The sequence below is a fragment of the Thermoleptolyngbya sp. M55_K2018_002 genome, from assembly GCF_015295965.1.
In the GTDB taxonomy this organism is placed as follows: Bacteria; Cyanobacteriota; Cyanobacteriia; order Elainellales; family Elainellaceae; genus Thermoleptolyngbya; species Thermoleptolyngbya sichuanensis.
Genome location: NZ_DVEA01000072.1, coordinates 1 through 13712, shown reverse-complemented (window position 1 = coordinate 13712; position 13712 = coordinate 1). Strand labels below are relative to the sequence as shown.

The 13712-nt window shown below is 57.3% G+C and carries 13 protein-coding genes and 2 pseudogenes; 11 read left to right on the top strand and 4 right to left on the bottom strand.

Going from position 1 to position 13712, the window contains the following annotated elements:
* The 3 genes and pseudogenes from IGS51_RS03560 to IGS51_RS03550 all read left to right on the top strand — a co-directional run.
* Nucleotides 1–391 (top strand): annotated as a pseudogene (locus IGS51_RS03560) (hypothetical protein); the annotation flags it as partial.
* Between the two features lie 277 nt (nucleotides 392–668).
* On the top strand, nucleotides 669–1010 hold the full coding sequence (locus IGS51_RS03555) for a hypothetical protein (protein WP_297075981.1): 342 nt from the start codon (nucleotides 669–671) through the stop codon (nucleotides 1008–1010).
* Nucleotides 1011–1411: 401 nt separating this feature from the next.
* A complete protein-coding gene (locus IGS51_RS03550) occupies nucleotides 1412–1717 on the top strand; it encodes a hypothetical protein (protein WP_297075979.1) in 306 nt (101 codons plus the stop codon).
* Nucleotides 1718–1770: 53 nt separating this feature from the next.
* Here IGS51_RS03550 and IGS51_RS03545 read toward each other — a convergent pair whose 3' ends face one another.
* The gene (locus tag IGS51_RS03545) at nucleotides 1771–1980 is read right to left on the bottom strand and encodes a hypothetical protein (protein ID WP_297075977.1); all 210 of its coding nucleotides are present in this window, start codon (nucleotides 1978–1980) and stop codon (nucleotides 1771–1773) included.
* The gene (locus IGS51_RS03540) at nucleotides 1961–3550 is read right to left on the bottom strand and encodes a glycoside hydrolase family 57 protein (protein ID WP_297075975.1); all 1590 of its coding nucleotides are present in this window, start codon (nucleotides 3548–3550) and stop codon (nucleotides 1961–1963) included. The genes IGS51_RS03545 and IGS51_RS03540 overlap by 20 nt, the downstream gene beginning before the upstream one ends.
* A gap of 266 nt (nucleotides 3551–3816) precedes the next feature.
* Here IGS51_RS03540 and IGS51_RS03535 point away from each other — a divergent pair, with 266 nt between their 5' ends.
* From IGS51_RS03535 to IGS51_RS03520, 4 genes and pseudogenes are all read left to right on the top strand, one after another.
* A complete protein-coding gene (locus IGS51_RS03535) occupies nucleotides 3817–7311 on the top strand; it encodes a hypothetical protein (protein ID WP_297075973.1) in 3495 nt (1164 codons plus the stop codon).
* Between the two features lie 190 nt (nucleotides 7312–7501).
* Nucleotides 7502–7768, top strand: coding sequence for a YciI family protein (locus IGS51_RS03530; RefSeq protein ID WP_172353862.1), 267 nt, complete (start codon nucleotides 7502–7504; stop codon nucleotides 7766–7768).
* Between the two features lie 33 nt (nucleotides 7769–7801).
* Nucleotides 7802–8266 (top strand): SsrA-binding protein SmpB, encoded by a 465-nt coding sequence (gene smpB / locus IGS51_RS03525; RefSeq protein WP_277772225.1) that lies wholly within the window; start codon nucleotides 7802–7804, stop codon nucleotides 8264–8266.
* Between the two features lie 478 nt (nucleotides 8267–8744).
* A pseudogene (locus IGS51_RS03520) lies at nucleotides 8745–9168 on the top strand (IS1 family transposase); the annotation flags it as partial.
* Nucleotides 9169–9247: 79 nt separating this feature from the next.
* Here the strand turns inward: IGS51_RS03520 and obgE are convergent.
* Nucleotides 9248–10258, bottom strand: a complete 1011-nt coding sequence (gene obgE / locus IGS51_RS03515; protein WP_297075967.1) for a GTPase ObgE — start codon at nucleotides 10256–10258, stop codon at nucleotides 9248–9250.
* A 27-nt stretch (nucleotides 10259–10285) separates the two neighbouring features.
* Between obgE and thiL the strand changes: the two genes are divergently transcribed.
* The gene (gene thiL, locus IGS51_RS03510; protein ID WP_297075964.1) at nucleotides 10286–11356 is read left to right on the top strand and encodes a thiamine-phosphate kinase; all 1071 of its coding nucleotides are present in this window, start codon (nucleotides 10286–10288) and stop codon (nucleotides 11354–11356) included.
* Between the two features lie 19 nt (nucleotides 11357–11375).
* Here the strand turns inward: thiL and IGS51_RS03505 are convergent, their stop codons facing one another.
* On the bottom strand, nucleotides 11376–11693 hold the full coding sequence (locus IGS51_RS03505; protein ID WP_297075962.1) for a hypothetical protein: 318 nt from the start codon (nucleotides 11691–11693) through the stop codon (nucleotides 11376–11378).
* Between the two features lie 104 nt (nucleotides 11694–11797).
* Between IGS51_RS03505 and IGS51_RS22285 the strand changes: the two genes are divergently transcribed.
* The 3 genes from IGS51_RS22285 to IGS51_RS03495 all read left to right on the top strand — a co-directional run.
* On the top strand, nucleotides 11798–11890 hold the full coding sequence (locus IGS51_RS22285) for a hypothetical protein (RefSeq protein WP_367279246.1): 93 nt from the start codon (nucleotides 11798–11800) through the stop codon (nucleotides 11888–11890).
* Between the two features lie 118 nt (nucleotides 11891–12008).
* Nucleotides 12009–12476, top strand: coding sequence for an Lrp/AsnC family transcriptional regulator (locus tag IGS51_RS03500; RefSeq protein WP_297075959.1), 468 nt, complete (start codon nucleotides 12009–12011; stop codon nucleotides 12474–12476).
* Between the two features lie 34 nt (nucleotides 12477–12510).
* Nucleotides 12511–13712: BCD family MFS transporter (locus tag IGS51_RS03495; RefSeq protein ID WP_297075957.1), on the top strand; the 1202-nt coding region annotated here is incomplete at its 3' end.

Genomic DNA, 13712 nt, shown 5'->3' with positions numbered 1-13712 from the left:
GCCCACGCCCCCGCCGCAGCCATTGCCCTTGCCCACACCCACCACACCCGCCACACCCGCCCGTCCGGCCTTGCCCGATCAGCCCTTGGTGGCAGCGATCCAGGAGCAGATTACCAGCGTCACCGATGCCTACAGCGAAAACCTGATCCAGACCATCCAAGCCAGCTTCCGCAGCGGCCGCCTGAGGGTGAACCTGGGCGATGGCTGGTATGCCCTGTCGCCCGCCAGCCAGGATAAACTTGCGGCAGAGTTGCTGAAACGGGCAACGAGGCTGGATTTCACCAAGCTGGAACTGGTTGCACCAGACGGTACGCTGCTGGCTCGCAGTCCTGTGGTGGGCGATCGCATGATTATCCTCAAGCGCAGCCTCCAGCCAGAGCAAGCAGCTTAATTGGGATAGAACTTAAGTTTGATAAATTCTCGCGGGCGTAGCCTGCGAGAAGGTGTTCAAAACCCAAAGAGCTAATCGCAAGTGCGTCAGTCCTGTGGGATTCTGGGGGAATGAGGAGCGTCGGGGGCCCAGTTTTTCACCTGTAGAAGCTCATTAGAAGCTCATTTTCTGCCCATTTTTCTGCCCATAGAAACAGGCCAGGAATCTGCCTCCGGGAACTCGAGATGCTGAGTGCGGCTTGATAGCGTACTAGCATTGCGAAATGAGGCGTTTAATCATGACTACTGACTCTACCGATTCCACACCAATTGTTCCCGCCAACACGGTGTCTGACAAGACCGAAAGCTTTGATGCGCGGGAAACCAGGGCGGCGATCGCCGAAGGTGAAGAAAAGTCGCCCGAAGAAAACCTGGATTTGGACAAAGACTATGCAGCGGCGCAAGCCATGAGCCAGGGCACACTCAGCCCCAAGGAAGCAGCAAAGCAGGTCGCCCCTCAGCATGAGGTGGCTCAGCCAGAACAGGTGAACATCTCTTCGGAGGATGACCGCTTGCCCGCAGCGGGCGGCGACCCGGCCGACTACCGAGAACTGGCTCGCGAGGTGCGTCCGTCTGCCTAGAGAATTCCATCAGAATTCCATCGTCCACTATCTCTGAACTGAATCCATGCGAACCGCTGAGAGGTTGCACAACCCGTGCTTCGTCTTGGCGGTTTGTTCGTCTTGGCGGTTGGTTTAATTCAGCGACCTTAACTTTTCCCATTCCAGTAGGGCGATCGCCCCCAGTAAACCCTTGAAAGTCCCTAACTTTTCCATATCGATGTCTCCAAGGAAAAATCCTATAAAAGAATCATCGCTCCAAGACACGCATACCGCTTTCGACCGAATTTCCCAGTTTCAGCTAACCTCCTAGCCTCATTCAACGTATCAAAGTCAACTCCAATCCACTCCAATCCACTCCAATCCACTCCAATCCACTCCAATCCACTCCAACCAACTCCAATCCACAAGAGGACATTGCCATGACTCGCCTAGACGCAAAATTGCAAACCATCCGCCAAAAGCTTCAGCAGACCGATGTGCCTCTGCAACTGAGAGTCGTGTCCTATTTGCGGATGTCGTGCCGCGTGGTAGATGAGCGCGGCGGCCGCTATTCCCAAATGCTGGCGGCGCTGCACCGCCACAAGGCCGACTGGTGGAAGACCTGCCACATTACCCAAGAGGGCACGCTAGAGTCGAGCGATCCAATCGTGAATATGCTGTTGTCTCCCATTGCCGCGCTGCACGCCGACAGCCAGCCCTCCCGCACGCTGCAACTGGCCGCTTGATCTGGCTGCTTGAGTTAGGGCAGATTTGCGAAACAAAGCTCATCCTAAGCTCATTAGAACGAAGCGCGGCGGATGCCCTGCTGAAACGCTCTGGCAGCATCCAAGCGGGAAGTCTGACCCATCAGAACACACTGAGTCAACAAGGCGATATCCAGGGTTTCTAATTGAGGCAACTCGCTTCGGCTGACTAGTTCATAGCCCGTTTCTCGCAGATGAAACAGCCTGAAGGCTCCGTCTTCCCGACTAGAGCGGTCGGTAGACACGATAGTTCACATTGGGGAAGATATTGTCGATCGCCTCGACTTTTTCCAGCCAGCCGCTGTCGATTTTGCCCGCTAGGATGTCTTCGCGCAGCTTGTTGAACCGCATCAAGTGCGATCGCGTCCGACGCACCGCATAGGGCACCATCGTCCCCGTCCGCATGATAAACGCCCAGTCGGAGGATTGCGCCAGCAGCAGTTCCCGCGCTGCCTGGTTCAGCGCCCGCCATTCCAGGTCGTCGGCAGGTTCGCGCTTCGCTAGGTCAATCATCCGCTCGGCGGCTTTGTGCAGATGGGGATAGATCCAGGCGTTGGTGTCGTTCAGCCAGTATTCATGGAAGCCTTTGAAGCCCCAGCTTGACTGGGACGGGCGGCAGACCTGCTGGGTCGGGTGCGCCTTGAGATAGTCGGAGAGGTGAGTCATCTCGAAGGTGTTTTGGTCAAACCAGGACTTGCGGAAGAGATAGTCTAGGAACCAGGGCCCTTCATACCACCAGTGGCCGAATAGCTCGGCATCATAGGGCGACACGATGATCGGCGGGCGCTGCATGATGCCGTGCAGGTGTTCGACCTGGCGTTCGCGGTTATAGACAAAGTTGCCTGCGTGTTCTGCCGCTTTTTCTCTGGCCCAGTAGGGATCGTAGAGGTCTTTGTCGCTCAGCCCCAGCCCGCGCCCGGTGATTTTGTGATACTTGATGCCGACGTTTTTGCGCTGGCCGTTGGGCATGATGTAGGGCTTGATGTATTCATATTCGGCATCCCAGCCCAGATCGCGGTAAAACTCGCGGTATTCTGGCGCTCCGGGATAGCCCACTTCCGATGACCAAACCTGCTGCGAAGATTCGTGATCGCGCCCGAAGGCGGCGACACCCGTTTCGGTGAAAATTGGCGCGTAGGTTCCAAATCTTGGGCGCGGGCGGGCGTAGAGAATGCCGTGGCCGTCGGTGATGAAGTAGCGCACACCCGCATCCGCCACCATCCGCTCGACTCCTTCGTAGTAGGCGCATTCCGGTAGCCAGATGCCGTTGGGCGATCGCCCAAAATGCTCCTCATAGCTCTCGCAGGCCACCTGAATTTGCGCCCACACCGCCTGCGGATACATCTTCATCAGCGGCAGATAGCCATGGGTTGCCCCGCAGGTAATGATGTCGAGGTTGTTGGAATCCAGAAATCCCTTGAACGCGCCCACCAAGTCATGATTGCAGCGCTCCCAAACCTGGCGCACGCTGTTAAACTCCGCAGCATAGTGTTCTGCCAGATACTTCATGTGGCCCGTGTGGGCATTGCGTTCGATTTCCATCTCCGCCAGTTCTTCAAGCTTGGCGAGGTGGATGTCGTATCGCTCTTGCAGCAGCGGATCGCGCAACATCGACACCAGCGGCGGTGTCATGCTCATCGTCAGCTTAAAATCAACGCCATCGCGCTTCAGCCCCTCAAATACCTGGAGCAAGGGGATATATGTTTCCGTAATCGCCTCAAAGAGCCACTCTTCTTCGAGTACATAGTCGCTCTCTGGGTGGCGCACAAAGGGCAGGTGGGCGTGGAGGACGAAGGCAAGGTATCCGATGCTCATGGGATTGGCAAGTGGATGGGCGAGTGGGCAAGTCAGGCAAAGAGCCGGATAATGGCAGTTTTAGAGCAGCGCATGTATAACGATTAATTAAGTATTCCTTGAACTTATTAACAGAATCACTGGTAGCCAGGGCACCAAACGGTATCGCAGGCAGCAACTTTAGACTGTGGGCTAGAGTGGGTTCAATAAAAAAATCGATCCGGCTGGGCTATCTCCAAGTATCGTAGAGCAAAAGTTATCACGCGACGGATCAACCTGGATGAGATATGGCTCAAACGAACCTGCTTGAACTCGCGAAGCAAGGTGACCCACAGGCGATCGCCACGCTCATGAATCGCTCCCTACAGCCGCGCGGCATGACCGCCTCGGTCGATCGCCAGGGAACCTGCCTGTACGTCACGCTGCAAGCAGAGCAGGTGCCCAATCGCCAGGTGCTTACTGCGTTTGTGCAGAACGGCATCAGCAACCTGGGTGTGTCCTCAATCCAGTTGGTCAAGATTGCCGGGCAGCAGTTTGGTATGGCCGAACCTGCCTGGACACAGGACTTACAAATCGAGGTCACCGATTTGGACGATTTAGGGCTGGGTGATTTAGAGCCATCAGAGCCTACTGCCCCGCCCTACGACGCAGGCATATCCCTCGACGGGCTAGACGACATTGCGCCCGCCCCCAACCCCGTCGGCGATATTCTTTCAGAACTGACTGCGCCGCCGGATCACACCTTCGAGCCAGAGGGCTTGTCGTTGGAACCCCCCTCGCTGGATTTTGAGGAGGAGTTTGCATCGGGCGATTTGCCTGCTCTGGACGACGATTTTTCGGGGGATTTTTCGCTGGAGGCGATCGCCCCTGACGACACGAGCTCAGGCGACTTGTCAGGCGATCTGGGCGACGATCTGCTGGCAGATCTGGATTTGGGTGCGGGTCTAGAACCCGACCCGATGGCAGATTTGCAATCTGGCGATCTGGGGCTAGACTCCTTTGATGACCTAGATAATGCCCTAGAAACCGGCCTTGGCGCGGGGCTAGACAACGACCTGGGACTAAGCGGACTGGACGGACTGGAAGATCTGGACGGACTCGAAGGCAGCTTGCCTGCCCCAGATCTGGGGAGCGATTTTTCAGAATTTGACCAGGGCACGGGTTCTTTCGACAGCGCCTTTGAAACTAGCACACCCGCCGACGCAGAAATGCACGAACCGTCAAGCGATGCGCTGCTCTCGGATCTCAATGCATTGGAATCGACGCAAGATTGGTCGCTCGACGGGCCCGATGACATGCTCAGCGATCTCGGTTCTCTCGAAGGGGACCTGGCGCAGATGGGCGATGAGTTTTTGGGAACCGATGCGGCAGATGAAGAATCCCGTCCTGGCATGGGGCTGGAACCACGCGAGTTTGACCTATCTGCCGATTTGTCGTCCGATTTCTCATCCGATTTTTCGATGGAGCCATTGGATAACGCGGACGAGTTTGACCTTGGCTTGCCCGATCTGGAACCATCTAGTTCGACGTTGGACAGCAGTTTCGATCTGACTCCTGAACAGGTCGATTTCCCGCTGACGGACTTTGACGAACTCAGCACCCCGTCAAGCGCCAGTGAGCCATTGTCGGGTCTGGAAGACCTGGACTTTGGGGACTCAGCCCCATCAACCCCGGAGGATGCAGGGTTTGGTGATATGGGACTGGGTAGCACAGAATTCGACAATACCGAGTTTGGCAATACCGAGTTTGGCAGCACAGAATTCGGCAATACCGAGTTTGGCAATACCGAGTTTGGCAGCACAGAATTCGGCACAGAATTCGGTAGCCCGAACTTTGAGGATGCTTCGCTGAGCGATGCCGATTTTGACTTTGACGCGAGCGGTTCAGAGCTATTTAGCGAATCCTCTGTGTCTGGTGATTCTGGTGATCTGGAAGGGGATTTTGCAGGACTGGAGGCGACGGGCGAGCCGGCCACGAACAGTTGGCAGGAGGAGGATGATTTGGGGGCGATCGCCGCTGGATTTGAAACCGAAGCTCAGTTTGACGACCTGCTACCAGAATCCTCATTTGACGAAGGCGGCAGTTCTACGGACTTTGACGAGCCAGCCCCAACTCCACCGCCCTACGTTGCCGAAGAAATGTCCCTTGACCTAGATCTGGACGACATCCAACTGCCACCCGTGACGACCGAAGGCGGTGATGATTGGGATGCTGATCTGGAGTTTGGCAACTTGACCGGAGAAGACCTGTCAGACTTTACTGCCGATCCGGCGGAGCCTGCGGAACCAACGTTCGAGGCAGCGGCAGAACCAGACGCACTAGAGTTGGACAATGAGTTTGCCAACAGCGAGTTTGCCAACAGCGAGTTTGCTACCGACGAATTGACCAGTGGCGACTGGGAGACTGCTCTGCCGATGGCGGAACCCAGCGAATTTGACGAAACCTTTGGGCGCGAGTCTGCTCCTGCGCCCTTCCCGGCGGATTTTGCAGAGTCTCCTGCTGCGCCGATTTTTGCGCCTGCGGGAGATTCTGCGCCCTGGCTGAGTGAGCTACCGCCCGAATTTGCCATTGATGTCACGCTGAATAGCTCTCTGCTGGATGCTGCTGGGGTGGGCCTGTTGGAGGATGAGGGGTCGCGGGCGATCGCCCCAGAGTCCCTAGAACTGGCGCAGGATCTACAGCTAGAAGCCCAGGATCTGTACTTCGAGTCGGCAGCAGATAGCATTGCCCCAGAATCCTCTCCGCCTGCTGCTGCGGGTGATGTTGGCTTTGATCTGGAGAATTTGGACAACCTGGATAGCCTGGATAACCTGGACAGTGTGGACAGTGTGGATGATCTCGACCCTGCCGATGGCTCGGACGGCCTGCTGGATACCAATTTGTTTGAGGAAACCTTTGAGGAAACCTCAGACATCCCCCTCTCGCAACTGCCCACCGAGATTCCCTCGTCTGAAATTCGGGACGATGAGCCAGATGCGCCTGACTTTCTCGACGTACCCCTTTCTGGCGTTGAGTTTGATGAGATTGCCTTTGACAACATCAACGACAGTGCCCCAGCCAACGAGTTCACCCTCGAAGACGAAACGGCTCCCACGGAACTGATGCCTTCTGGCGAAGAAACGCTGCCGTCGGAACTGCTGGTCGATGACCTAGATGAGTCCGGTGGCTTCGAGATGGATAACCTGGGGCTGGGGCTGGAAAGCTTGGAGAGTGAAGAGTTTCAGCCCTCTGAAGCAGAAGCGGCGGGCGGAGATGGCTTTGGGCTGGATGGGCCAGACGAGTTCGACCTGGGTGCGCCCGCAGCCGATTGGCAGAACGAGCCAGACCCGCTGCCCGAAACCACGTTTGGTCTGGAGGACGATGATGAAGCGACCATCCTGCTAGATCCCAGCGCCTATCCGGGAACTTCGTTTGGCACTGTGCCCCAGTCACCAGACCTCAACCGCGAGGAATTGGAGGAAGGCTGGAGCTACGGCATTCCGCCTGCGCCGCCCCCGCCAGAGGATACCTTTGCCTACCCCGCGAGCGCTCCCCATCCGCCAGCCCCGGCCACAGTCGATGAGTCGGAAGCCGGGGAACAGGCTGAAGCGTCTGGCGGACGCGCCACCAATCTGCTGTATGGGGTGCTGCTGGCGCTGCTGGCGTGGATCTTGGCGCTGATTGGGCGATCGCTCTGGACAGAATTGACGCAGCCAGAGCCGCCCCCCGCACCCGAAGTAGAGGTGTCGCCCCAGTCGCAGGATGTGAACCCTGGGCGATCGCCCTTCTCTACGTTTTCTTAAGCCCAGCGCACAACCCCAGACGTGGGCGATCGCGATATCCTGGAAGTCCGGGCGATTCATTTGGCCGACATTCGGGCGTGGAGCAGCAAGTCCCTGAGCCAATGATGAGCGAAACGATCGCCCTGTAGGGCGATCGCGCTTTGTTCCGTCTCCTGCCGTCCTGTCCCCTCTGTTTCTTTGCAGCTTCACCATGCCCTGGTTCGTCAAGATCGAAAAAGGGCTTGTGGACAAGGCAACGTTTGATCAATCTGTGCCAGCCCACAAGCAGTTTGTCCGTGACCTGATTGCCAAAGGGCATCAGGCTAAAACCGGGTACTGGGCCGAGCGGGGCGGGGGAATGCTGCTGTTTCAGGCAGACTCGATGGAAGAAGCCAGGGCGATCGTGGCGCAAGACCCACTAGTGCAAAATGGCTGCGTCAGCTACGAGCTACACGAGTGGAAAATCGTGGTCGAGTAACACAAGGCGTTGGGTAATTTTGAGCGAGAGCGCATGGCAGACAACGGCGACGGCTACAAAGTGGTAGCAGAAAACCGACAAGCTCGGTTTGAATACGAGATTCTGGAAACCTTCGAGGCCGGCATTGAGCTGGTCGGCACAGAGGTCAAGTCCGTGCGGGCGGGCAAGGCCAACCTGCGCGACGGCTTCGCCCTCATCCGCAACGGCGAAGTGTGGCTGCACAATGTCCACATTTCACCCCATGACACCGCCAGCCAATATTTCAACCACGACCCCCGCCGCACCCGCAAGCTGCTGATGCACCGCCAGGAAATTCGCAAGCTGATCGGCAAAGTCGAACAGCAAGGCCTGACTCTGGTGCCGCTGAAAATGTACCTCAAGCGCGGCTGGGTCAAAATTTCCCTGGCGCTGGCACGCGGCAAAAAGCTGCACGACAAGCGCGAAGACCTAAAGCAGAAGCAGGCCAAGCGAGAGATGCAGCGGGCAATGAAGCGGTAGTTAGTCCGCTCTATTTTGCTGATCGGATACCACGCAGGTTTTATCACTTAGATAGGTTACATGGTTGCCCTTATCAAGTCTTATGGCACGCCTGAACCAGTCCAAGCTCTTTCACACCATGCAAAATAGGTGAAATAGTCAGTGGACATAGCCAACCGTACTTGAGCAAGACTGTGTTTCTAGAAAGTACGGCAAATCAACAACCAGGATTGTTTGGGCCTATATTCCGCAGGTTGACAGATATTTTTAGTTGTGCGTTGCCCTGCCGATCGCTGAAAGTCTTATGGACAAGCAACCCGAAAATATGTACTTTTCTAACACAGATTTCTATCGCAACATTTCTACACAGCCATGAACTTTAGCGTTGATACCCACAAGTCTTGTCAATAGGCGCTTCTGAAAAACAGGATTTGGAAGCATACTCATAATTTAAAGTCAACCTGCGGAATGTCGGAAATATGTATGCAAAAAAATATGTATGCAAAAATATGTATGAAAAGCCTGCCGCAAGCAATTCAACGACCGCACTGGCACCCCGATGGCGCGACTGCGAACCTCCTCAATTTCTTGAATACTGTACAGTCTTGAATACTGTACAGTGATTGTGACGCTGGCAATGAATGTCCGCACTGAAGGAATGGGGGTTACGAGCAACTGGGCGGTCTTTTGGCAAATCTCACTCCACGATTCTGCGGTGGGAGGAGCGTTTAGCCAACCAGCTCAGCCAATGGTCACCGACTGCGCCAGAGACAGCAGAACTCACAGTGGAAGGAGATGAGGTCTACACTCGCGTGGGCGAGAACCTTCCCCCCAGTGAGTGCGAGGGGTGGACAATCCACTTCATCGAACGAGACACACGCTACTGGATCGCCGCACAAGCGGGACAAAAAGGGTCGAGGTTAAGTACGTGAACATTCTTGACCTTCTTTACTAACTGTAATCTTTACTAACTGTCATAACTAACTGTCATAGCCTGCTAGGTCAAACTTCCACCTCTACGCCATCCAGCACGCGCCAGACTTCCTGAAGCAGCGCCTCCAGGCCCACTTGGGCCACCGCAGAAATCTGGAACACGGGCAGTCCGCTAAGGCGGTGCAGTTCAGCGGCGATCGCCTCCACCCGTTCCCGCTCACCCCCCAGCGCCTCCACCTTGTTCAGCGCCAAAATTTGGGGGCGATCGGGCAGGCCACGGCCATAGGCTTCCAGTTCGTCCTGAATCACCTGGTAAGCAGCGATCGGGTCGTCTTGTGTCGCGTCAATTAGGTGCAGCAGCACGCGCGTCCGCTCGATGTGTCGCAAAAAGTCGTGCCCCAGCCCCGTGCCCAAGTGTGCCCCCTCGATCAGCCCTGGAATGTCGGCAAACACTGTGCCGTCGCCCGTGGGCTTGCGGACGACCCCCAAGTTGGGCACCAGCGTTGTGAAGGGATAGTCGGCAATTTTGGGTCGCGCCGCCGACAGCGCCGAAATCAGCGTAGACTTGCCCGCATTAGGCAGACCAATAATGCCCACCTCTGCCAGCAGCTTTAGCTCCAGGCGAATGAGGCGCTGTTCACCCGGAAGCCCTGGCAGGGCCTTCTCTGGGGCGCGGTTAAAGTTATTGAGAAAATGCTTGTTGCCCAGCCCGCCCTTGCCACCCTTGGCGACGACAAGCCGCTGGCCGGGCTGCACCAAATCGCCAAGCTGTTCGCCGGTTTCGGCATCGTAAACCATCGTGCCGCAGGGGACGCGAATTAGGCGATCGCTCCCCGAAGCCCCGGTCATATTCTTCGGGCCGCCGCGCTGCCCGTCTTCTGCCTTAAACTTGCGGGCATAGCGAAAGTCGAGCAGCGTCTGCAAATCCGTCGCTGCTTCCAAAATCACCGAGCCGCCGTGCCCGCCATTGCCGCCCGACGGCCCGCCTGCGGGAACGTATTTCTCCCGGTGAAAGGCCACCAGCCCATCGCCGCCTTTTCCGGCCTCAACTTCGACTTCCGCCTGATCGATAAATTGCATTCCCACTCTTGCCAATCCGCTTTTCTGATGGTATCCGAATCCTTGCAAGTCAAACACCTCGGCGAACAGGGCCTGCTCCGCCGCATCCAGACCTTTTGCCCGGCGGGGATGATTGGTGACGATGCGGCCCTGCTAACGGTTTCGCCGGGGCGATCGCTCGTGGTCACCGAAGATCTGCTGGTGGATGGCGTTCACTTTAGCGTTGGGCTGGCCTCGCCGGAGATGGTCACCACGTCGCCTACGGATGCGGGCTGGCGGGCCGTAGCGGCGAACCTGTCGGATCTGGCGGCGATGGGCGCTACGCCGCTGGGCATTACCGTGGGGCTGGGGCTGCCCGGTGACCTGCCTGTGGACTGGATCGAGCAGCTTTATCAAGGCATGACCGACTGTCTGAGCCAATTCAACACGCCGATTGTCGGCGGGGATCTCTGCCGATCGCCCGTGTTTACCGTGGCGATCGCCGCCTTTGGCGAAGTAGACCCCGGCCATGTCCTGCGCCGCACCACGGCCCGACCGGGCGACGCAATTTGGGTCACAGGCCCCCACGGAGCCTCTCGCGCTGGGCTGGAGTTGTTGATTCATCCTGAGCAAGGCGAGGGCCTCACCGAGGGCGATCGCGCTGCCCTGATCCGCGCCCATCAGCGTCCTCTGCCCCGGCTGGATGTGATGCCGCTGCTGCGGGCCTGCGGGGCAGTAGGAGAGGGGGAGACTGACGGGAAAGGGCGCTTCATCCCCTCAACTGCCCCGCCCACTGCGATGGACAGCAGCGATGGACTCGCCGACGCGGTGCTGCAAATCTGCCGGGCCAGCGGCGTGGGCGCGGTGCTGCATCGCCGCCAGATTCCGCTCCCCGTGGGTCTAGTGGACTGGGTGGGAGAACCGCAGGCGATCGCCTGGGCGCTGTATGGCGGCGAAGACTTTGAACTGGTGATGTGCCTGCCGGGGGCGATCGCCCAGGCGCTCCAGTCTCGTTTGCCGGGTTCCGCCATCGTCGGCGAGATTGTTCCCGGCCACGATGTGATCTTGCGAGACGAAACGGGCGAAACCCCCGATGAGTCTCTCCGTCTCGACCAGGGGTTTCAGCATTTTGGAGATTAGGGGTCAGCCCCTGCTCTCTTTATCCTGCGTAGCGTGCCTCGATCCAGCGCCGCATTTCGTCTTCAGAATCGGTCGAAAAGTGGCGATCGCGCTCTGGATCGTAGGCGTGCCAGTCCACCTGCCCGCTGGCATGTCGGGTCTGCCAGACGCGCAGTTCTGGCGCTTGGGTCAACCAACGAACAAATCCCTGCCATGCATTGCGCTGGCGCTGAGCGGAATCCGCCGTGGGAGTAAACTGAGTCGTCGCGGCTGCTTTGAACTGTTCAAGCTGCTTCAGACTCAACGTGAGTTGAGTAGCGAGGTCATCGGATGGCTGCATCGTGCGTTGCGATGACACGGACTGAGTTTTCCCACGGAACAGAACCTCAAAGCCATGAGCAATCGGCGTAAAGAGATTGATCGATTTCATAAGTTCAACCTCCAAACTGAACTCAACAGGACTTGTACACTTGCGATAAGCTCAGTTTTCGGACAATTTCTCGCGGGCTGCGCCCGCAAGAAATTGTCCAACTGCATAAGTCCTACTCAAATTAGGAATATCCATCCGTGGAATACCTTCTATATCTAGAATAGAAGGTAGATTTAGGAATGCACAGCCTGAACCAAAGGTGGAACCGCTTAACAAACTTAAAAACAAAGCAGTTTTTGCCCTATGAGCTTAGAAACAGAAAAGCTCCTGGATGACACAAGCTGGGCGCTGCTGCGATCGCTCCAAGACGATGCGCGGCTGTCCTACAGCGAACTGGGGCGGCGCGTGGGGCTGTCGGCTCCGGCGGTGGTCGATCGCATCCGCCGCATGGAGGAGTTGGGCATCATTACGGGCTATCGCGTCGAACTGGATTTGTCTAAACTGGGCTATAGCATCATCGCGTTTATGCGAATCGAGTCATTTCCGGGCGAGTTTGCCCGCCTGAGCGATCGCCTCCAGGCCATGCCCGAAGTGCTGGAGTGCCACCGCGTCACGGGCAGCGACGATTACATTGCCAAGGTCGCCGTAGCCTCCGTGGCCCATCTAGAATCCCTGATCGACCGATTCACCAATAGCCAGGTGACCACGCTCATCGTCCTCTCGTCCCCCGTCACCCGCCGCACTATCGATCACGGTCCCCGCCATCCCTGACTCTTTTACTTGATGAACTTGCTAGGACACATTCATGGCTAAAGGAGAGTTTATAAGCTCGGCAGTGGCTCAACCGACGGTCAAGCTGGGGCTACCCACCATGTTTCGGCTGGGTCTGTTTCAGATGGGCCTGGGCATTATGTCGCTGCTGACGCTGGGCGTGCTGAACCGCGTCATGATCAAAGAACTGGCCCTGCCCGCAACCATCGTAGCGGCGACCATCGCCATGAACCAGTTTGTCGCGCCATCGCGGGTGTGGTTTGGGCAACTGTCCGATTCCAAACCGCTGGGCCAGAGCCACCGCACGGGCTATGTCTGGCTAGGGGCGGCGCTGTTTACCACGGCTTCGTTTCTGGCGGTGCAGGTGGTGTGGCGGCTAAACGACAGCATCCAGGCAGCGGGCTGGGGCTTTGCGACCTATGCGTGGATTGCGCTGCTGGCGCTGGTGTTTGCGCTGTATGGGCTGGCCATTAGCGCCAGTTCTACGCCCTTTACGGCGCTGCTGGTGGATGTGTCGGATGAAGACAACCGCCCGAAGTTGGTGGGCATTGTCTGGTCGATGCTGATGGTGGGAATTATTGTGGGGGCGATCGCCTCTGGCGGGCTGCTGCGACAGATCGACTCGGACGCACCCCTGGACCTAGTGCGGGCTTCGATTAACCGGATCTTTCTGATCATTCCAGCGATCGTGTTTGGGCTGACGCTAATCGCCACCTGGGGCGTTGAAAAGACCTTTTCGCGCTATCGATCGCGCTCGATGATTGCCGATCGTGAAGACAGCATTACCCTGGGGCGATCGCTCAAGGTGCTAACCGCTAGCCGCCAGACGGGGCTATTCTTCAGCTTTTTGATGATGATGACCCTCAGCCTGTTTCTGCAAGAGTCGGTGCTGGAACCCTATGGCGGCGAAGTGTTTGGCATGTCCATTGCCGAATCTACCCGGCTCAACGCCTTTTGGGGACTGGGCACGCTGATCGGCATTGCCACGACGGGCTTTCTGATCGTGCCGCGCATTGGCAAGCACCGCACCGCAAAACTGGGCTGCTATGCTGTCGCCGCCAGCTTTTTGCTGATTATTCTGGCGGGCTTTTCGGCCAATCCTCGGATGCTGAACCTGGCGATGCTGATTTTTGGACTAGCCTCCGGCGTGACGACCAACGGCGCAATCAGCCTCATGCTAGACCTCACTGCTGCGGAAACGGCGGGCACGTTCGTCGGCGCGTGGGGGCTGGCGCA